Here is a 20036-nt window from a genome sequence, read left to right as displayed (position 1 = left end):
TGGTCGTCATGATGATCCCGGTCCTGAAGGCCCCGGAGAGTTTCTCGTCGAGTTTGCCCTTGCGCTTCAAGAGGCGCGTGGTCAGGAGGACGTTGCTGTCCGCAGAGTAGCCGATCAGCATCAGCAGGGCTGCCGTCGTCCCGAGGGAGAGCGGGATGCCGAGGACCTGCATCGCTGCGGCGGTGATGGCGATGTCCGAGATGGCCGCAAGGACGACCGCACCCGACGAGACCGGGTTCCTGTACGCGAGGAAGATCACGAGGGCCACCCCGATGAACGAGAATATCAGGGCGAGAAAGGCCTGACCCTGGAGGGTCTTTCCGAACGTTTCACCGATCTGGTCCACCTTTGCATCGGGGTAGTTCTCGTTGACGAGCGCGACGAAGTTCCGGTACTGGTCGTCGTCCATGGGGCCGAACTGGATGTATTTCCCGTCGCCGATCCCCTCGCCCACTGATAAGAGTGGATATTCGGCGAAGGTGGCCTCTATCGTCTCTCTGCTGTCAGAGGTAAATATCGTGACCGCCGTTCCTCCCGCAAAGTCGATGCCCGGTGTTAAGGGCATGCCGGTGGTGAGCGTGGTGAAGCCAAGCACGACCACGGCAAGGAAGAGAAGAACGAGAGGCAGCGCTATCATCTGCCGCGGAGAGAATTTGTTGATATCATATCTGGCAAATTCCATGCTGTATCAGTGTACGATTGTGAAAGGTTAAAGGGTTGCTCATGGATATACGGATGGAATCAGGATCTGCCCGGATAATGTCGGCACTCCCGGCGAGGGCTGTCCCCCCGGGGAGAGTGCCTTTGAGTGCCGCCCCGATGCATCTGCCGGAACGGGGCCCACAGGGACGCCCTCCGGACGCGAGAGATCTCAGGACGATCCCGGGGGAAAAGAAGAACGAAATCCTGTGACCGGATTTTTCGAATACATTCGTTTATACACTCTCTGCTCCGGTTTCGTCAGACAATTGTCGTCCTCCTGGCAGAATCTCCGATTTAATGATGGAAAAGAAAAGATATATATAAAATACCGAATCACAAGCACATATGAGATCGCCCTATGAGCTCAAAAAAGAGATAGAGACGCGACTCAAAGGTTATCTCTCACGAGACCGGGACGGAATCCGGCATGAGCTCCTCAACCTCTTCGTCAAGGTCAAATCTCTCACGATACCTCAGATCTACGGGAAGCTGCAGGAGCAGTTTTCCATCAGTTACCACTCCGTCGCATCCATGGTGGGCACGATCGCATCCCGGATAGGCATCCTGCGCGTGAGGCGGAACGCAGAGGGAACGAACACCATCTACGAGTTGAAAGAGCAGTACGTGGACGTAGTAACGAGTATCCTCGTGGCCACCTAGCACCCGGACACCATACCTCTTTTTTTACACTCAGAACAAACATGAATGACTACCATGCAGAGCGACATTGGGGAGTCAGGGCCATCACGAAGCATATCCGTCACAGAAGACGTCCGAACGTACGTTCTCCGGAGGAAACGTGACTTTAGGGTGAGCACTTCCTGCAGCGGCGCGATCCTCCTGCCGACATCGGTGAAACCGCCGAAGTCGACCGACCTGCAGGTCCCGGTCGGCGACTATACCATCTACATCTCGAAGTACCAGGCCCGTCACATCAGCAGCATTCACCGGGGGATGATTCCTATCTTCTACGAGGATCTTCCTGACTATGAGTTTTGAGGAACTGGACCATACCGCCGACGTCCTCGTGCGGGTGCGGGGCGCGACGATCGCCGAACTCTTTGCCGAAGCAGGCCGGGCCATGTTCCACGTGATGTACGGCCCCTGTGAGGACCGCGGCATCGAACGGCAGGTCACTCTTGAGGCGGAGAACCCCGAAACCCTCCTTATCGATCTCCTCTCGGAACTGCTCTTCGTCACCGACGTCGAGAACATCGTTTTCTGCACCTTCGACGTCGATATCCAGGGCACCCGGCTCTCCGCCGCCCTCAAGGGCGAGCCTTTCGACCCCGTGCGGCACTCCGCGGGGTCGCTCATCAAGGGAGTATCCTACTTCGGGCTCGAAATCGTTAAAGACGAAGAGTCTTATGTGGTAGATATCATCTTCGATATCTGAGGGGTCCCTATGCTACAAGGAATTAATATGGTCGGAGACTTCGAATGGGAGGTTCCTGTTGGATATGTCCCCAATATGCGGGTACCGGGACGTTTCTTCCTCTCCCGGGCACTGGCGGAGACGCTCGAGGAAGGGGCGGTCCGCCAGCTCGCAAACGTCGCCACCCTGCCGGGGATCGTGAAATACTCGCTTGCCATGCCCGATATCCATTGGGGCTACGGGTTTCCCATCGGCGGCGTTGCCGCGTTCGATATGACCGATGGGGTCGTATCCCCCGGCGGGGTCGGGTTCGACATCAACTGCGGCGTCCGGCTGATCACGACGCCCCTGAAGGAAGCGGATCTCGCCGGCAAGAAACGGGAACTGATCGAGAGGCTCTTTAGTGCCGTGCCGACCGGTGTGGGCGGAAAGAGTGCTATGCGGGTCTCGAACAAGGAACTCGCCGCGGTCATGGTCGACGGCGCACGGTGGGCGGTTGAGCGCGGGCTCGGCACCGCCGCCGACCTCGTCCGGTGCGAGGAAGAGGGTGCGATGCCGGGTGCGGACCCCGAAGCCGTCAGCGCCAAAGCGCGGCAGCGGGGCGGGCCGCAGGTCGGGACGCTCGGCGCGGGAAACCACTTCCTGGAGGTCCAGGTGGCGAAGGAGATCGTCGACCCGGAGGCGGCAAAGGTCTTCGGAATCACCGAGGGACAGGTCTGTTTCATGGTCCACTGCGGCTCGCGGGGTCTCGGCCATCAGGTCGCCACTGACCATATACGGGTGCTCGAGGGTGCGCTCGGGAAGTACCGGATCGAGGTTCCCGACCGGCAACTTGCCTGCGCTCCGCTGGACTCCGCGGAAGGCCGTGCCTACTACGGCGGTATGGTCTGCGCTGCAAACTACGCCTGGGCGAACCGGCAGGTCATTATGCACGAGGCCCGGAAGGTCTTTTCCGGGTTCTTTGAGATCGACTACGACGAGATGCGGCTTGTCTACGATGTCGCGCACAACGTCGCCAAGTTCGAGCACCACGACGTCAACGGTGTCTCGACGGAGGTCTGTGTCCACCGCAAAGGCGCGACACGGGCTTTCGGTCCCGGGAGCCCGGGCATCCCCCGCGAGTACGCCGCGATCGGGCAGCCGGTGATCATCCCCGGGAGCATGGGGACGTCCTCCTTCCTCCTCCACGGCACGGCGACGGCGATGCAGAAGACCTGGGGGAGCACCTGCCACGGCGCGGGGAGAGTGCTCAGCCGGTCGAAGGCAAAGAAAGAGTTTCGAGGAAGGGAACTCCGGGAACACCTCGCTGAAGAGGGCATCGTGGTACGTGCTCACAGCGATCTGGCCCTCGCGGAGGAGGCGCCCGAGGTCTATAAACCAAGCCGGGAAGTGGTCCGGGTCGTGCATGAAGCCGGTCTCTCGGGGATCGTCGCCCGGCTGGAGCCGCTCGGGGTGATCAAGGGGTGACCTGCAGGACCGGGCTGCTCTGGGACCGGCCGCTCATGTTCGCGCGGCTCATCGAGGACTGCGGCGCCTGCTGCGAGGCGGTCAATCCCCATATGCTTGCCTCCCCCTTCTGGCGTGGGCGGTTCGTCTCGCTCATCGTCCCAACGGGGTTTGGAAACCCGGATTACTCAAACCTCCTCCCGGCTCTCCGGGCCGCAGAATCCCGCATCCGGCGTTTCGTCGAGAACGGCGGGCGGTTGCTGGTCTTCGGTGCGGGAGGGCCGCGGGAGGACGCCTACGACTGGCTCCCGTTCCCGGCAACCTACACGTTCTCGTACGGGCCGCGTGCCGTCCGGTTCACCACCGAGAGTGACTATACCTCCCTCTTTTCCGGGTACGACCTTGCCGCCGTCGAGTGCGACGGCTCGTTTTCGGCCCACGGCGGCGAGACGCTTGCCGTCTCGGCTACCGGCGAGGCGCTCCTGGTCGGGAAGACGATCGGCGACGGTGTCGTCCTTCTCTCCAGCATCCATGAGTATCCATCGCGCGAATTCCTGAAGGCGTTCGCGTGCGGCGAGAGGGAAACCTTATTCTAGATAAACCATGATGAAAAGTAGGGGTACGACCATGGAGCACTATATTATCTCTGCATCTTCGCGATCCCGCGACCTCACTCCCATAATGATCGCGGTCCATGATCTGATCGGCCGTCTGCCCGTCACGGCGCGGTCCCGGGACCATCCCGGGGTCAGAATCGAGGACGGACAGGTTATCGATGAGGCCTATACGGGCCCCGTCCTCGAGGAGGTCCTGGCGGAGAATGTCATGAAAAAGGTCAGACCCCCGGGAGGGCCGTACAAAGGCATCCCGGTCGCGGTGGCGCCGGTGCGTGACAGCGAGGGCCGGGCCATCGGCGCAATCGGCATCGTCGATGTGACCGGTATCTTTGATCTGGCGGGTTTCATGGAGCAGAACACGGAGATCCGGCGGCAGGTCTGCGGCGAGGATCCGTGTCCGCTCCCGACCGAGTCGCCTGCAGCGAAAAGGTAATGGACATGAAGGATACGGCAATCAACGTCTTGAAGATTCTCGAAGAGTCGCCTCGCCCGGTATCGGGCGAGCGGATCGCAGAGCAACTGGGCATCACTCGATCGGCTGTCTGGAAACAGGTACGTGAACTCCGGAGGTTAGGATACGGTATATCCTCGTCGCGGACCGAGGGCTACCGCCTCGAGACGAAGGCCGACCGGCTCCTCCCCTACGAGATCCAGAAACATCTCCGCACCCGGGTCATCGGGAGGCAGATCCGCCACTTCGATAGCACCGCTTCCACGAGCTGGATCGGGAAGAAACTTGCCGATGAGACCGACCCCGAACGCCTCCACGGCCTGGTGATCATCGCCGAAGAGCAGACCGGAGGGGTCGGACGGCTCGGGCGCGCCTGGGTCTCGCCTGCCGGCGGCATCTGGATTACCATTCTTCTGAAACCGAAGATCCCGCTCGACCACCTCTTCATGATCACCATGGCCGGGTCGGTCGCGATTGCCCGTGCCATCCGCAAGGAGTACGGCATCAGTGCGCTGATCAAGTGGCCCAACGACATCTTCATCGGGGACAAGAAGATCGCCGGTCTGCTCCTGGAGCTCACCGCCGAGGCTGATACCGTGCACTACGCCCTCCTCGGAATCGGGATCGACGCGAACATATCGCTCACCGATCTCTCGCCTCCCCTGAAGGATATCCTGACCTCGCTCCAGGCGGAGGTCGGCCACCCGGTCGACCGTGTGGCGCTCCTCGCCCGGGTCCTGTGGGAGTTCGAACTGCGCTACCAGCAGCTGGAGGAGGGGGAGTATGATTCCATCATCCGCGAGTGGAAGAGCCTCTCCCTGACGCTCGACCGCCGGGTGGCCATCAAGACCATCAATAAGACCTTTGTGGGAGAGGCCATCGATATCGACGAGCACGGCGCCCTGATCATCCGGAAGGACAACGGGAAGGTGGAGCGGGTCATCGCCGGCGACTGCTTCCAGCTCTAAGGTTATGTCAACCACTCACTTTTTTTAGGTTGACAAGTTTTTTATCGCCATCTCGCGAACCTTATTGTACATGATGCACCGCGCCCGGATCCTCGCCTTCAGCGCCACGTTCATCACGCTGATCGCCGCCGGGAGCTGGATCTCCATCCCGCTGCCCCCGGTCCCGCTCACGCTCCAGACGCTCTTCGTCCTTCTCTCCGGGATTGTCATGAAGCGCTACGCGGTGATCCCCGTCGGGCTCTACGTCCTCCTCGGGGCGGTGAACCTCCCGGTCTTTCATAACGGCACGGCGGGCCTCGGGGTCCTTCTCGGCCCCACGGGAGGGTTCCTGGTCGGCTTTATCCCCGCTGCTCTCATCGTCGGGCTTGCCTACGAGCATGAATCGCCGAAATGGCGTATAGGGGGTCTTATCGCGGCCTGCGCAATCTACCTCTTAGCCGGTGCCGTATGGCTCTCATACTCGGCCTCGCTCTCGCTTCTTCAGGCGGTCCTGCTCGGGGTCGTCCCGTTCATCGTCGGCGACGTCGTGAAGGGCGTAGCGGCATACACCATCGGGAAGCGGGTGGCGTGATCCGGATCACCGGTCTTTCGCACCGGATCCTCGACATCCCCGATCTTGCGCTGGATGCCCGGCATATCGCCGTGATCGGACCAAACGGGAGCGGCAAGACGACACTCCTCTCGGTCTGCTCCGGTATCGAGGAGCCCGACGAAGGGACGGTCCGGCTCCTCGGGAGGCCGCCGTCGGCCGTGAAGGTCGGGTGGGTGGGGGAGTTCCCCGACCGGACGCTCCTCTTCTCCCGGGTCTACGACGAGATCGCGTCGACCCCCCGGTTCCGCCACCGTCCCTGCCGGGAGACCGATGAGCGTGTTCGGGCGGCCGCCGAAAGGGTCGGGATCCCGCACCTCCTCGAGAGGACGGTCACGGCGCTCTCCGGTGGTGAGAAGGCCCTGGTCGCGCTGGCAGCCGCCTGTGTCGACGACCCCGATGTCCTCGTCCTGGACGAGGCAGATTCGCACCTGGACGCCGGGACGGCAGAGCGTCTCCGCGCGGTCGTGGAGGCAAGCACGGCGGCCCACGTGCTCTGGTGCACGCAGTCGATGGATACCGCAGCCGGGGCGGACTATCTCCTCTTCATGGAGGGCGGTGCGGTCCGGCACCACGGCACGCCCGAGGAGGTCTTTGCCCGCCTTGAGGAGACGTGCTTTTACCCGACACTCTGGAGGGTCCGTCAGTGAGGGTGGAGGTAGAGGACCTTCGCTTCTCCCGGGGTCCGTTCACCCTCCGGGGCAGCGGCACCTTTAACGCGGGGGTGCATCTGGTCAGCGGGCCGGTGGGGAGCGGGAAGTCGACGCTCGCCCTCCTGCTTGCCGGGCTGCTCCGTCCCGGGGGCGGCGCCATCCGGCGGGACGGCGTCTCCTCGGCCCTGCTCCTGTTGCAGTTCCCCGAACACCACGTCACGAGCCCGACCGTTGCCGAAGAGGTCCGGTCGTGGGGGCTTGCCCCGGACGACGTCCTCGCCCGGGCGAACCTCTCGGCGCGTGCAAACGACGATCCGTTCCACCTCTCCCGCGGCGAACTCAAACGGCTGACCCTGGCCTGCACGTTCATGCGGAACCCCGACCTGCTGATGCTCGACGAACCGTTCAGTTCCCTGGACTGCACCGCGAAACGGAAGGTCTGCCGGATGATCGAGGAGCGCGATGCGGGTATCACCATCATCTTCTCGCACGAGCGCGCGGTCCTCCCCCGGGTGGATGCCCTCTGGGAGATTGAGGCCGGGACCCTGACCCCCCTCGGCCACGTCCCCGATGCGATCCCTCGCTGGCGGCACGCCCCGCCCTACCTCCGGTACGCCCTGGACCGGGGTGCCCGTCCCGAGAATATACGACTGACCGATGCCCGGGAGGCGCTATGCAGGACCCGCGGCTGAGGCTGCTCTCTGTTGCGGTCCTCTCGCTCGCCGCGTTTGCAAGCACGACAGGAGCCGTCGCTGCTCTCGCCTGGTGGCTGATCTTCACCCCGCGCACGAAGGCCCTCCCGCGGCCGGGGGTTCTCCTCTCCCTTTTCGTGATGATCGCCGCAACCGCACTTGTCTCTGCGTGGGGCGGCGGTCCCGGGCTCTCCTACCTGGTCCGGATGACCGCAGTCCTCCTCCTTGCTGCGTGGGCGTATGCCGAGACAGAGGAAGGGGAGGCGCTTGCCGTGGCCGTCTGGGCGCTCGGGGACCGGATCGGGTTCGAGATCGGGCTGATTGCCGAGATGGGGCTCTCGGGCCTCGCGGTGATCGGGGAGGAGATCGACCAGATGCGGATTGCGATGGCGTTGAAGGGTATTCGGCCCGGTGTCCGCTCGATCGTGCCGCTCGCCGTCACGCTCGTCGTCACCCAGATCCAGAGATCCGACGATGTCGCCAGGCTGCTCGTGGTACGGGGATACACACTCGGAGGGCGGGTATGCCCCCGGTTCAGAACGGGCTGGCGAGACGTCGTCGCGGCATTTTCGGCCGTAACATTCAGTATTTTTTCGAGCCTGGCCCTTCGTGACGTTTTTATATTATTAGGGCGAATTTTTTAGAGGCTTTATTGATACTTTCTCAGCCCTTCGAGGTGCAAAATTCGATGTGTGCTGCCAAATTTGATACACTCAATATCACCGATACCACGCTTAGGGACGCGCATCAGTCGCTCATCGCCACACGGCTCAGGACTGAAGACATGCTCCCTCTTGCCCGTGCCATCGACAAAGTGGGGTTCTTTTCGGTCGAAGCCTGGGGCGGGGCAACCTTTGACAGCTGCATCAGGTTTCTCAACGACGATCCCTGGGACCGTCTCCGGGAACTGAAGGCCGAGCTCAAGCGCACCCCCATCCAGATGCTCCTGCGGGGCCAGAACCTCGTCGGTTACCGGCACTACCCCGATGACGTTGTAGAGAAGTTCGTCGCGGCCTCCGCACAAAACGGGGTCGGTATCTTCCGGGTCTTTGACGCCTTGAACGATATCCGGAACATGTCGAAGGCGATGAAGGAGGTCAAGAACGTCGGGGCGCACCTGCAGGGCGCGATATCCTACACGACGAGCCCGGTCCACTCCGTCGCGACGTTCATCGATATGGCGCAGGAACTCTACGCGCTCGGGTGCGACTCGATCTGCATCAAGGACATGGCCGGCCTGATCATGCCCCATGATGCCCGCGACCTGATCACCGGGATCAAGAAGGTGGCGGACGTTAAGGTCTGTCTCCATTCCCACTGCACGAGCGGCGTCGCGCCCCTGAGTTACCAGGCGGCGATCGACGCGGGTGTGGATATTCTCGACACGGCGATGTCGCCGTTCGCCCTCGGCACCTCCCAGCCTCCGACGGAGAGCATTGTTGCAAGCGTTGCCGGGACGCCGCGCGACACCGGCATCGACCTGCTCCCGCTCCGGAACGTGCGAAACATCTGTCGGGAGATGCGGGAGAAGTACGAGCCGCTCTTCTCCGCCATCGCGGACCGGGTCGACTCGGACGTGCTGATCTACCAGCTCCCGGGGGGTATGATCACAAACCTCGTCTCGCAGTTGAAGGAGCAGGATGCCCTCGACCGCCTGGATGAGGTCTTCCATGAGGTTCCCCGGGTGAGGAAGGACCTCGGCTACCCGCCGCTCGTGACCCCGACGAGCCAGATCGTGGGCACTCAGGCGGTCTTCAACGTCCTGATGGGCGGGGAACGCTACCGGAACGTGACGACGGAGGTCAAAGACTACGTCCGCGGCCTGTACGGCCGCTCTCCGGCCCCGATCGGTCCCGAGATCCGGAAGTTGATCATCGGCGATGAGGAGCCGGTAACGGGTCGCCCGGCTGACCTTCTCTCGCCCATCTACGATGAGATGCGTCAGCAGGCGGTGGAGCTGGGTCTCGTCACCCGCGAGGAGGACGTTCTCACCTACATCCTCTACCCGAGCATCGCGCCGTCGTTCCTCCGGGGCGAACGCCAGGCTGAGGTGATCCCCGAGAAGGCGACGGCAGCCGGATCGGTGGGGGTTGCGGAGATCCCCCGCTCCATGGAGGTGGAGGTGGACGGCGAGATCTTCTCGGTCCGGATCGTCACTGTGGATGGGGGCTCGGTCGCGGGCCCGGTCCCCGCTCCGTCGGCAAAAGAAAGAATCCCCCGCGGAGAGGTCGCCGGCGGTGTCAAGAGCAACATGCAGGGCATGGTCCTGAAGGTGATGACCGAACGCGGGAGCACCGTCCAGAAGGGGGATACGCTGATTGTCCTTGAGGCGATGAAGATGGAGAACCCCATCCGGAGTCCGCGCGACGGCACGGTGGGGGAGATCTTCGTGGACGCCGGAGATGTCGTGCAGAACGGCGACGTGTTGATGGTCATCGATTGAGAGCCGCATATGGGAAGCGCGATGAAGTACTTTGACAAGATCCTGATCGCTAACCGCGGCGAGATCGCCATCCGGGTTATGCGTGCCTGCCGGGAGCTGGGTATCGACACGGTCGCAATCTACTCCGATCCCGATAAGAATGCGCTTCACGTCAAGTACGCCGACGAGGCGTTCAACGTGGGCGAAGCGCACCCGTCCAAGAGTTACCTCAACAAGGAGCGGATCTGCGATGTGGCAAAGAAGACCGGGGCCGAGGCGATCCATCCGGGGTACGGGTTCCTCGCGGAGAACGCCGGGTTTGCAAAACTGGTTGAGGATGAAGGGCTGACGTTCATCGGGCCGTCGTGGAAGACGATCGAGGTGCTGGGCTCGAAGATCGGGGCAAAGAGGATGATGCGTGAGGCCGGGGTTCCGGTCCTCCCCGGCACGCCGGAAGGCGTCACGAGCGTCGATGCGGCCAAGGAAGTCGCCGCCGAGATCGGCTACCCGGTGATCGTGAAGGCGAGCGCCGGTGGTGGCGGTATCGGGATGCACATCGCCTGGAACGAGCAAGAACTCGAGGAGGCGCTCGAGAAAGGAAGACGGATTGCAGGGTCTGCGTTCGGGGACCCGACGATCTTCGTCGAGAAATACCTCACGAAGCCGCGTCATATCGAGATCCAGGTCCTTGCCGATGCGAAGGGGCACACGGTTCACCTCTACGACCGGGAATGCTCCATCCAGCGCCGGCACCAGAAGTTGCTCGAGGAGGCCCCCTGCCCGATCATGACGCCCGATCTCCGGGAGCGGATGACGGCGTCGGCCATCACCGCCGCAAAAGCGGCGAACTATAAAAACACCGGCACGGTGGAGTTCCTCTACGCGAACGGCAACTACTACTTCATGGAGGTGAACACCCGGCTGCAGGTGGAGCACACCATCACGGAGTTCATCACCGGTATCGACATCGTGAAGCAGCAGATCGCCGTCGCCGCCGGCGAGGACCTCGCGATGGGCCAGGAGGATATCAGCATCCGGGGGCACGCGATCGAGTGCCGGATCAACGCGGAGGACCCGTTGAACGATTTCGCCGCCGATCCGGGCAAGATCGTCCGCTACCGCTCCCCGGGAGGACCGGGAATACGGCTCGACTCCGGCATCCACATGGGCTACACGATCCCTCCGCACTACGACTCGATGATCGCCAAACTCTGCGCCTGGGGAGGCAACCGCGAGGAAGCGATCCAGCGGATGCGCCGGGCCATCTCCGAGTACGTGGTCCTGGGCGTGAAGACGACGCTCCCGCTCCACTACGCGATCATGCATGACGCCCACTTCATCGCCGGCGATACGCATACGCACTTCCTGCAGGAGGAGCATATCATAAAGGACCTGCGCCGCTACCTCCGCGAGGAGGAGGCGCGTATGCAGACGCTGGCCGCCTCGCTCCGGCAGGGGAAGGAAGTGGCGGCGATAACTGCAGCGGTCGAAGTGTACCTGCGCAAAAACATGAAGTAACCCTCCGTCTCATTTTTGCGGTGAGGCATAAGGTTTATTTGTCAATACACCATTGTTATACTGCACTTTGTGTGCTGCGGTGGCCTAGTCGGTTAGGGCGCCAGACTCATAGGGTTTTCAAGAGAACGGTGCGTCCAAGCCTGGGACATCTGGAAATCGTGGGTTCGGATCCCACCCGCAGCATCTGTTATTCAGGTTCAGATCTGTCAGCAAACGCTTTTATACCTCCATTCCGACCTCCCTTGCATGGAGATGAAGCGGAAGGGTGAACTCTGATGCTCATCCCCTGCCTGATGAGGGGCAATCTTCATCATCTCCCCACCATCAGGTACGATCGGGAGGCGAACAGATCCCGATAACGGTTTTTGTCCAGACGAATTCGGGAATGGCCTCTGTCCTGCATAACAAGCAGCAGAATCTATTATCTGGCAATCCATGAGAGACTATGAAAAATAAAGTTTAATAATGTTATTGCCCGTCCCTCTCCTCGTTATCCCTCTATCGCGACAAATGAGTAACGAGAGGGTGACGAAGCGGGCGAAATCACCTCATTCTGCGAGGCATGATCCTGCTTGATGGCCGTATAACAGCCTTTGCAAAGCGAGGCAATAGAATGACGCACCACAGGTAGTTTTCAGCAGCGTAAAAATCAGGCCCCATGAATGAACATCGATACATCCACCCGAACGACTCCAGCTTAGTTCCGGGTATTCTGGTCCTGGGGAGTAGCTCCATTGCCGTTGCTATCAGCCTTTACTCGCTCAACTCGGGTTAATTTTCTTCATATTTGTAGCAGCCGTCATCTCCACTCTCTCGGCCGACCAGGAGCGCATAAAAGAGGCACTTGCCGCATCCGAACGAAACCTGAACAACATCATCAACTTTCTCCCGGATGCAACGTTTGTAAGGAATCTGGACAGCCGGATAATCGTATTTCTCTCCATCAGCAATCTTTCCCTCCGGGAGATAGGCATTCCGGGAAAAAGGCGCCCGCTTTGAGATCCTCATCGGGGAAGGCTCATACCGATCTGCGGAGGAGAGTCTATCACCATCGGAGTGATGCACGGCACAAGCTCGTGTACATACCTTGGTTCTTCCGGATCGTGTTCTGGATCGTTGTTGAGAACAGCTCGCCGCACCCCGTTTGCGGGCACAGAGACAGTTCCGGAATTTTTGTCGGGACGGCCCTGTCATGGCTCTGTGGAGCGTACACCCGATCTCTGAACCCCGGGCGCTCTGTTCCAGTATGTCGTGATTGCTATATCGTGGAAAGGAAGCATCTTGCGCCTTGAAATAATAAACTCGTTTTTGAGTCAATAAGAAACATATAAATATTTCTCTTCAAGATAAATTAATGCCGAAATTTGATTCTCTTCCAGGATTGCAGGCACTCGGGAACGTATCAGAGGACACTGATATGACTGGACAGATACTGGTCATCGATGACGACGAAAAAATCCTTCGGATCTTCAATTTGCTGATAAAGTCGTTTGGCTACTCCCCTGTTTTAGTGAACGATCCCGTGAAAGGCCTTGAAATGTTGCGGGAGAATCCTCCATCACTGATCCTCCTCGACCTCATGATGTCCCCGATGAATGGGTTGCAGTTTCTGGACGAACGGAGAAAAATTCCCGGTGCGTTAAAGGTTCCGGTCGTGATCCTCTCGGCGTGGAGGTTGAACGATGAAGAACTTGCTCCCTACGCGGACAGCATCGCCGAGGTCGTGGTCAAACCTGTCGAGCCGGCACGGTTAAAAGAGGTCATCGCCCGGCACACCGGATGAGGGAACCGTATTGTCGGGATAACGTCACAGCGATAGATGAATAGTAGTCTCTCCCGGGAGATGCATCATGAAACCGCTTCGGTTGGATATCGCCGATATCAGTCGTCTCATCTCGAAGGGAGATGTCAGAGGCCTCATTAGTGCTCTCAGGAGCGATGAAAAAGATCTTCGGTGGATGGCGGTGGGGGGCCTTGGAGAACTGCGTGATGTCGCGGCAGTCGATCCCCTCATCTGTGCGTTGTCCGATCCCGATTCGGATGTCAGGTGGAAGGTTGCGGAGGCACTGGGCTCAATTGGGGATTCTCGTGCAACGGAAGCTCTCATCCCCCTCCTTAAAGACCCCGACGAGACAACGCGGCTTCAGGCGATCTGGGCACTGGGGAAGATCTGCGATCCGCGTGCGACGACAGATGTAGTCCATTGTATGTCGGATGCCGACCACGACATTAAGGTCGCGGCGATCTGGGCGCTGGGAAAGATCAGGGATCAGCGTGCAGATGTAGCGTTGCGGGAGAAGTTGCTTGACCGGCACTCGGGCATCAGAGCCCAGGCAGCCGAATCCCTGGAAGCATGCGGGTGGAGACCGTATGATAGAAGGGAGAAAGGAATTTTAGCGTTTGCCCGACGGGACTGGAAAGAACTCTCACGGCATAGCAGACCGGTGATCGATGTCCTGATCTGGGCGTTGAACGACGAGTATTTTGATGTCAGGATGCATGCCGCGCAAATCCTTGGCAACGCCAGAAGCCGGTATGCAGTTCAGTATCTCCACCGGGCCATTGACGATCCGGTAGAAGCCGTCAGCTACGAGGCTGTTGCCGCTCTGGCTGAGATAGCAGACCCCCGATCGATACAGGCTCTTGTTCACGGGCTCGAAAGCAATTTTCTGAGTACCCGTAAACTCGCTGCAGGGGCACTCGACCGTTTAAACTGGAAGCCGAAGACTCTGTACCATCGAATCCTGTTCCTGAGCGCAAAAGACGATTGGATCGGCCTTATAAAACTCAGACAATATGGGATAGTCCCCCTCACCCGAGAACTGCAGGAACGACAGGTTGTCGAGAGGGAAAATATAACAAAAGCCCTCAAAATTGTCGGTAACCTTGCGACCGAACCTCTCATCCGGTTACTGGAAAGCCCGGATCCGGATATCAGGTGGAGGGCAGCTTCGTTACTCGGCGATGGCCACGACAGGCGGGCAGTCGAGCCGCTCATCGCGGCGCTCGAGGATCTGGACGGACGCATCTCAAACTCCGCTGCAATTGCCCTCGGAGAGATCGGGGACCAGATTGCTGTAGATCCCCTTATCCAGGCATTCAAGACCGGAGACGCCGACCTTCGCAAGTGCTCGATAGTTGCCCTGGGGAAAATTCGATCCGGGCGTTCCTTTGCAATCATCATCGCCGCATCGGGTGATGAGAATTCCGGGGTTCGCATCAGTGCGATACAGGCTATGGGCAGTATCGGGGACGCCCGGCTACTTCCTGCGCTGCTCTCGTTCTGCCTGGAGCCCGACCCTACCATCCGGATAGAGGCGATACGGGCGCTCAGTTCATACCCCCGAAGGGAGACGACGGATCTCTTTATCCAGGCACTGGGCGATCCGGACGCCGGAATACGCAGAGAGGCTTGTGATGTGCTTGGCAAGCGCAAAGTCGCTGCAGCAATTCAACCGCTTACTGCGCTGCTTGAGGATTCGGATGCGGAAGTGCGGCAGTCGACGGTACGAGCACTCAATGCAATCGGCTGGAAACCTGCGAATGCCAGAGAGCAACTGGGATACCTTGTCGCAAAAGAGGATTGGAAGGAGATACGGCGTCTTGGTCTTATCAAATCTCCGTTCTCAAACCCAAAGATCGTGAAACCGTTGCTGGTACCGGAGGATATGCCCGGCAGGACACCGGACATCGCCGGGCCGGAAAAAACTGCTTCCGATGTGAACGCAGCTGCCTCTGATGTAAACGCAGAAGAAACCGAATCCGAAGCCAGGAAGGGTTCTCAGACCACAGACGACAGCATACCGGAACTGCATTTCTTCATCAAGGCGCTGGCCGATCCTCACGGCGATCCCGCGGTACGGCTCAGGGCTGCCGAAGCATTGGGCAAATTCGGAGATCTCAGGGGAGTTCAGCCTCTGATGAGTGCATTGACCGATCCCGACGCGGAGCTCCGGTGGCGTGCAGCGCTGTCTCTCGGCATGCTGGGCGATCAACGCGCATTCAGCGCTCTGGTCGTTGCGCTCGACGATCCCGTCTTTGAGGTGAAACGGCGCGCTGCCGAATCGATTGCGGTTTTGAGATCGAGTGGTGCGGTCCGCCCGCTTTGTGAGCTGATGAAGAGTCCGGACCCCGCAACCCGTTCTCTTGCTATCGAGACCCTCGGTGAATACCAGGACGATGAAGCGGTTCGCACGCTGTTTGTTGCACTGGAAGATATGCACACGGATGTCAAATCGGCTGCACTCTCATCGTTACTGAAGTTAGCCGATTACTGGACCTCACGGGTGACTGTTTTCCTGAAAGATGAGGATCCGGCCATTCGACGCAATGTTGTCAGCACCTTAAAGACCCTTCTTGGGGAGGAAGAGGTCGTGTCGCATCTGGTCCCTCTCCTTCGTTCCGGCAGTTTTTCCAGCCGCCGGGAAGTGCTCTCGGCACTTGAAATGAGTGGGTGGCAGCCGGCTCTCCCCGAAGAACGTGTAACGGTCCTGATAGCGGAGAGGAGATGGGATGAAGTCGCCGCGCTTGGAAAGCAGGCTATAGGACCGCTTATCGATGCACTCTTCGATACGGACGGAGAGGTCAAGAGTGGGGCGGTTGCAGCCCTCGAAGATATGGGAGATGGCGAGACGGTCCAATCGATCAAAGCGGTGCTCAGAAAAAGGAGTGATCTTCCTGTCAAAGGCGTCTACGCTGCGATGAAGGTCATCAGCCTTATCAGTGAGAAGGAGCGGAGAGCCGCTGAGACAGAGGGAAGGGAAGACGATTCACCTTGCTCCACCACAATGTAGCATCCCGTCGGTGAATAAGAGCATCCCCGGTTATTCGGAATGAGAGGTTGCGCCACCTGTTGCGGCGTATCTTCTCCGGGTTCACAGGTGCTGTTTGGGGAGCCGGATGGTGAACGTACTCCCCTGGTGCAGGGTACTGTCGACTGAGATAGTCCCTCCCAGCTTCTCAATATCCTTCTTTGCTATGGCAAGCCCGAGTCCGAGGCGTCCGTACGCCCTGGAGAGGTTGTCTCTGTCACCGATATAGAACGGCTGGAATATGCGGCACCGGGTTGTCTCGTCTATACCGGGACCGTTATCGGATATGGATACGAGATGGGCTTCGGGCTCTTCGCTGTACTCGAAGACGACGTGACAGGGAGGGCTCGAATGCTTCACGGCATTGCTGTAGATCTCACACAATGCTTCATAGAGATAGATTCTGTCCGTCTCGATCGTCTGGCCGGGGGGGATATCAACAGTACACGTCACCCAATCTTCGGTATTGCACACCTCGATGGTGTCGGCAACAAGTTGTTCAAGCGATATAGTCTCCCATTTCGGCTGGATAATACCCCGTTCTGCATCGGCGAGGCTCACGACGAGGATCCTGTTTATGATGCCGCTCATCCTGTTTGCGCAGTCTTGCATGACATCTAAATACTGTATGGCCTCCTCGGTGAGCCCGAAATGGCGGGGATTGTCGAGCATAAGGTAAAGGTATCCCAGAATAGGTTGCAGGGGCGTTCGCAGTTCATGCGATGCGATAGAGAAAAAATTTGTTCGTTGCTCGTCCTCGTTCTCCCGGGCTACTACAGCCGATTTCTGCTCGGTCATATCGGCTGTTGCACCGAGCACGTGCAAAACCCGGTCGTCTGCATCTCTGACGGAAAAAGCACGTGCCTGCATCCACCTGATCGTGGTGTCCGGAAGGACGATTCTGTATTCCAGCGAATCATACTCGCCGGCAGGACAACCGTCAAACAGTAATTTAAAAGACTCCCTTTCATCGGGGTGGACGGACTGGATAAGCGCTTGCGGATCTGCAAGAAGCGCCTGCGCATCGACACCCAGGGCGTTCCCGACTGCGGGATCGACATAAACCCAGGTTCCGCCCCCCGGGTCCCTCACCCAGATGATCTTGCTATGGGTTTCGGCCGGACAGCAGGCTCCCCCGTCATCGTTTCCTGAAGGATCACTCAATTGATCTTGGTCGGTGGTGAGATCCAGGGTACCTGTAGCGTTGGGTCTCATTTTTGGATCGTTGTACATCATGCATCCCGGGAGTGTCTGCGAGACTTCCTTTCGGCCTCAGTTCCTTTGAGGTGGTAGCATACTCCTGGAACGCGCCTGAACATGGATGATTCCAATTCAACTTCTACCGGGGCGATAGCGCTTTATGTTCGGAGATCGAGTCGATGCGGTGTATGTTACGGAGGAGGTTCTATAGAATGAAGTGAGTGAGGGAATATATTAAATAGATCCATTCGTTTCCTGATATATAACAGCATGCTCAAAAGCGGCCATTTATGAGTATTTGCGATTATACCCCCTGATTAGGGGAAAATTATGTTCCCTCTTCTGCGCCTGAGGCAGTTTGATCCGCTGATTGACCGTATCGTATGACGAACGTTGAACCGGGCATCATCTCGCACCGGGGGTTTGGGGCACGCACACCCCGGCAGCCTCCGGCATACTCTCTTTGCTGTCTCCTGGTCGGAGGAACCCGCCCCCTCCCTCATCGTAGCCTCACGCAAAGGTATTTCAGGTATGACGACAGATTAAATAAGGTAAACGGTGCGCGAAAGCGCAACCGATGCACGTTCCATCTCTGTTCACGCACAGAGTATGTTCTTCCCGTATCCGGGCGAGGGTTGCCAAGCCAGGTCAAAGGCGCCAGGTTGAGGGCCTGGTCTCGTAGGAGTTCGAGCGTTCGAATCGCTCCCCTCGCATTCGTTTTACAAATTCGTTGAAGAGCCGATGGCATCTCCCCGGCAGGGGAACTCAATGCAACGACGGGGGGAACCCACGACCGATCGCGGGGGCATTGAGACGCTCCAGGTGCTGGTTCTGGGGTTCGCGGTTAGAGCCGGCACGGTGGAGAGGCGCTCCCGGTGCGTCTGCGCCGGGGGAGAGGCCGTCACCGGCCGTATCGGTTGATCGTGTTGATCAGGGCAGAGAACCCTTCGATCTCCTTATCGAGCACTTCCGTCCGGGTCATGCCCATGCTCATCTCCGCATCGGCCGTCAGCATATCGGGGCCGCGCACCACCTCGCGGTCGACGCCGTCGGCGGAGAGGATCGTCCGGGCTTCGGCATCGTGGACGAACGCCCGGCCGGGGATGAGCACGACATCCTCAAGTCTCTTGAGGTTTACTTCGGCGAGGTCGTCGGCGGTGATGAGGTCGGCGATCTCTTTTCTGACCCTGACGACCCGCGAAGTCGAACCGCGGATTGAGAGGATACGCTGGATGAAGGGGGCCGCGATACTCCCGGTGATCACGGTCGCGCGCTTCTGGACCCGGGGGAGTTTCTTCAAGAGATCGGGCTCGTGGAGGATCGCAAACGGCGACCCGATCGAGGGGTCGCCGAGCGGGGTTCCGCTGATCTTCATCGAAAACTTCTCGTTTAAGTCGGTGACGATGTCGTGGAACTCGTCGACGGTATGGACCTGCTGCCCCTCGATGAGCGGCGCGTTCTCCAGGATGAGCCCCTGGTCGGTCCGGTTTGCAAACCGCATCAGGATCAGCCCTTTTGCGCCCCGCTCCTCCAGCCACGCGCAGGTCTCTTCGAGGGCCTCGCCGTCGTTGACGCCGGGAATGACAACTGCTGCAGCGTAGACGTCGATCGCGCCGCAGAGCCGGTCGAGGATCGCAAGGGAGGCCTCCGGCGTCGGGTCGTGCATCCACTGCCGCCGGAGGTCCGGGTCGGCGGCGAAGACGGTGTAGGATACCTCGGAAAGACCGTTATCGATGAGGAAATCGGCTATATCCGGGTCGTCGAACCCCTTCCCGCTGGTATAGCCGATATGGAGCGGCGCCTCCATGCTGCCGAGCAGCTCGACGAGGTCGCGGAACTCGGGGTAGCAACTCGGGTCTCCGCCGCCGCTGATGGTGATCCGGTCGATATCGTCGCTCATCACCTGGAGGTTTGCCAGCGTCTCGTCGGCGACGGTCCGGAGGCTCTTGAATCCTTCGTACCCCTCCCGCACGCCCCGGGTGCAGTAGTCACAGCCCTTCTGGAAGGGCAGGCAGTATCTGCAGCCGAACGACGTCGTCCCCTTGACGTGTTTGAAGTAGCAGTACGAACAGAATCCCCGGCAGTCGAGGCCGGGCCGGCCCCCGAGATCGACGGTGAGATGCGACATCCTGATGATACTTCTGTGCTCCTTTGTTATGAACGTTGCAGACTCGCCCCCCGGCTCCACCTCGCGGTGCCGGTTCGCCAGCCGCTCGGACGTCGCCGTTGTGGCTGTTCCGGCGAGGGAGAGCTGCCGGCGAACCGGCGGCGGCACCATTATCGTCCGGCAGGGTGAGAGTGCCGTGGAGGAGAGGGTATGCGGACGAGCTACCGGCTGCTGCTCCGGTTCTATCACGACCCCGGCTACGACTTCTCCCGGATCGAGGTCGAGTACGTCGACCGCGGGGCGCCCGGCGACCGATCGAGGGTGCAGGGCGACCGGGTCCTCGCGCTCGATGCGCAGTACCTGGAGGTGGACGCCGGGACGCATGTGGCCTGTATTCCGTATCATAGGGTCAGGCGGGTTCTGTATGACGGGGAGGTTGTTTGGGAGCGCGACTGGCCGTAGGGCAGGAGCCTGAGCACCGTCAG

At 59.8% G+C, this 20036-nt stretch carries 21 protein-coding genes and 2 tRNA genes; 19 read left to right on the top strand and 4 right to left on the bottom strand.

Annotated features, from left to right (window positions below; genetic code table 11):
• On the bottom strand, window positions 1-682 hold a 682-nt coding region (locus PLN84_RS01615), incomplete at its 3' end, for a protein translocase subunit SecF (RefSeq protein ID WP_348531867.1).
• Window positions 683-1047: 365 nt separating this feature from the next.
• Between PLN84_RS01615 and PLN84_RS01610 the strand changes: the two genes are divergently transcribed.
• The 14 genes from PLN84_RS01610 to PLN84_RS01545 all read left to right on the top strand — a co-directional run bounded on the left by PLN84_RS01610 (window position 1048) and on the right by PLN84_RS01545 (window position 11616).
• Window positions 1048-1362, top strand: coding sequence for a DUF2551 domain-containing protein (locus PLN84_RS01610; RefSeq protein WP_292384675.1), 315 nt, complete (start codon window positions 1048-1050; stop codon window positions 1360-1362).
• Window positions 1363-1512: 150 nt separating this feature from the next.
• A complete protein-coding gene (locus tag PLN84_RS01605) occupies window positions 1513-1701 on the top strand; it encodes a hypothetical protein (RefSeq protein ID WP_292384672.1) in 189 nt (62 codons plus the stop codon).
• A complete protein-coding gene (locus tag PLN84_RS01600; protein ID WP_292384670.1) occupies window positions 1691-2098 on the top strand; it encodes an archease in 408 nt (135 codons plus the stop codon). The genes PLN84_RS01605 and PLN84_RS01600 overlap by 11 nt, the downstream gene beginning before the upstream one ends.
• 9 nt (window positions 2099-2107) lie before the next feature.
• Window positions 2108-3544: an RtcB family protein gene (locus PLN84_RS01595; RefSeq protein WP_292384668.1), complete on the top strand. Its 1437-nt coding sequence runs from the start codon at window positions 2108-2110 to the stop codon at window positions 3542-3544.
• Complete coding sequence (locus PLN84_RS01590) at window positions 3541-4119, top strand: hypothetical protein (RefSeq protein ID WP_292384666.1); 579 nt, start codon at window positions 3541-3543, stop codon at window positions 4117-4119. The genes PLN84_RS01595 and PLN84_RS01590 overlap by 4 nt, the downstream gene beginning before the upstream one ends.
• Window positions 4120-4150: 31 nt before the next feature.
• Complete coding sequence (locus PLN84_RS01585; protein ID WP_292384665.1) at window positions 4151-4573, top strand: DUF2111 domain-containing protein; 423 nt, start codon at window positions 4151-4153, stop codon at window positions 4571-4573.
• A 5-nt stretch (window positions 4574-4578) separates the two neighbouring features.
• Entirely contained in the window at window positions 4579-5559 is a 981-nt protein-coding gene (locus PLN84_RS01580) for a biotin--[acetyl-CoA-carboxylase] ligase (RefSeq protein WP_292384663.1), read from the top strand.
• Window positions 5560-5629: 70 nt separating this feature from the next.
• Window positions 5630-6130 (top strand): biotin transporter BioY, encoded by a 501-nt coding sequence (locus tag PLN84_RS01575; protein WP_292384661.1) that lies wholly within the window; start codon window positions 5630-5632, stop codon window positions 6128-6130.
• The gene (locus PLN84_RS01570; RefSeq protein WP_292558954.1) at window positions 6127-6798 is read left to right on the top strand and encodes an energy-coupling factor ABC transporter ATP-binding protein; all 672 of its coding nucleotides are present in this window, start codon (window positions 6127-6129) and stop codon (window positions 6796-6798) included. Before PLN84_RS01575 ends, PLN84_RS01570 begins: the two co-directional genes overlap by 4 nt.
• The gene (locus PLN84_RS01565; protein WP_292384657.1) at window positions 6795-7493 is read left to right on the top strand and encodes an ATP-binding cassette domain-containing protein; all 699 of its coding nucleotides are present in this window, start codon (window positions 6795-6797) and stop codon (window positions 7491-7493) included. The genes PLN84_RS01570 and PLN84_RS01565 overlap by 4 nt, the downstream gene beginning before the upstream one ends.
• Window positions 7475-8137, top strand: coding sequence for an energy-coupling factor transporter transmembrane component T (locus PLN84_RS01560; protein ID WP_292384655.1), 663 nt, complete (start codon window positions 7475-7477; stop codon window positions 8135-8137). Before PLN84_RS01565 ends, PLN84_RS01560 begins: the two co-directional genes overlap by 19 nt.
• A gap of 44 nt (window positions 8138-8181) precedes the next feature.
• Window positions 8182-9936 (top strand): pyruvate/oxaloacetate carboxyltransferase, encoded by a 1755-nt coding sequence (locus PLN84_RS01555; protein WP_292384654.1) that lies wholly within the window; start codon window positions 8182-8184, stop codon window positions 9934-9936.
• Between the two features lie 21 nt (window positions 9937-9957).
• Entirely contained in the window at window positions 9958-11433 is a 1476-nt protein-coding gene (locus PLN84_RS01550) for an acetyl-CoA carboxylase biotin carboxylase subunit (protein WP_348531866.1), read from the top strand.
• Window positions 11434-11506: 73 nt separating this feature from the next.
• Window positions 11507-11616: transfer RNA gene (locus PLN84_RS01545), tRNA-Met, on the top strand.
• 588 nt (window positions 11617-12204) lie between these two features.
• Here PLN84_RS01545 and PLN84_RS01540 read toward each other — a convergent pair.
• Window positions 12205-12441, bottom strand: a complete 237-nt coding sequence (locus PLN84_RS01540) for a hypothetical protein (RefSeq protein WP_292384650.1) — start codon at window positions 12439-12441, stop codon at window positions 12205-12207.
• Window positions 12442-12850: 409 nt separating this feature from the next.
• Here PLN84_RS01540 and PLN84_RS01535 point away from each other — a divergent pair, with 409 nt between their 5' ends.
• Window positions 12851-13216, top strand: coding sequence for a response regulator (locus PLN84_RS01535; protein ID WP_299952622.1), 366 nt, complete (start codon window positions 12851-12853; stop codon window positions 13214-13216).
• A 67-nt stretch (window positions 13217-13283) separates the two neighbouring features.
• The gene (locus PLN84_RS01530; RefSeq protein ID WP_300020195.1) at window positions 13284-16226 is read left to right on the top strand and encodes a HEAT repeat domain-containing protein; all 2943 of its coding nucleotides are present in this window, start codon (window positions 13284-13286) and stop codon (window positions 16224-16226) included.
• Between the two features lie 81 nt (window positions 16227-16307).
• Here the strand turns inward: PLN84_RS01530 and PLN84_RS01525 are convergent, their stop codons facing one another.
• Window positions 16308-17480 (bottom strand): PAS domain-containing sensor histidine kinase, encoded by a 1173-nt coding sequence (locus tag PLN84_RS01525; RefSeq protein WP_292384645.1) that lies wholly within the window; start codon window positions 17478-17480, stop codon window positions 16308-16310.
• A gap of 592 nt (window positions 17481-18072) precedes the next feature.
• Between PLN84_RS01525 and PLN84_RS01520 the strand changes: the two genes are divergently transcribed.
• Window positions 18073-18157: transfer RNA gene (locus tag PLN84_RS01520), tRNA-Leu, on the top strand.
• A gap of 55 nt (window positions 18158-18212) precedes the next feature.
• Window positions 18213-18365 carry a hypothetical protein gene (locus tag PLN84_RS01515; protein WP_292384643.1) on the top strand — a complete coding sequence of 51 codons (153 nt, stop codon included), beginning with the start codon at window positions 18213-18215 and terminating at the stop codon, window positions 18363-18365.
• Here PLN84_RS01515 and mmp10 read toward each other — a convergent pair.
• A complete protein-coding gene (gene mmp10 / locus PLN84_RS01510; RefSeq protein WP_292385238.1) occupies window positions 18346-19572 on the bottom strand; it encodes a methyl coenzyme M reductase-arginine methyltransferase Mmp10 in 1227 nt (408 codons plus the stop codon). The genes PLN84_RS01515 and mmp10 overlap by 20 nt on opposite strands.
• A gap of 189 nt (window positions 19573-19761) precedes the next feature.
• On the opposite strand from mmp10, the gene PLN84_RS01505 reads away from it, so the two are divergent.
• Entirely contained in the window at window positions 19762-20013 is a 252-nt protein-coding gene (locus PLN84_RS01505) for a DUF504 domain-containing protein (RefSeq protein WP_292384642.1), read from the top strand.
• The last annotated feature ends 23 nt before the right edge of the window (window positions 20014-20036 follow it).

It is taken from the genome of Methanoculleus sp., from assembly GCF_035363275.1.
Taxonomy (GTDB): Archaea; Halobacteriota; Methanomicrobia; order Methanomicrobiales; family Methanoculleaceae; genus Methanoculleus.
Note: the sequence above shows the minus strand (reverse complement) of the source record. Positions and strands in the feature narration are given on the sequence as shown.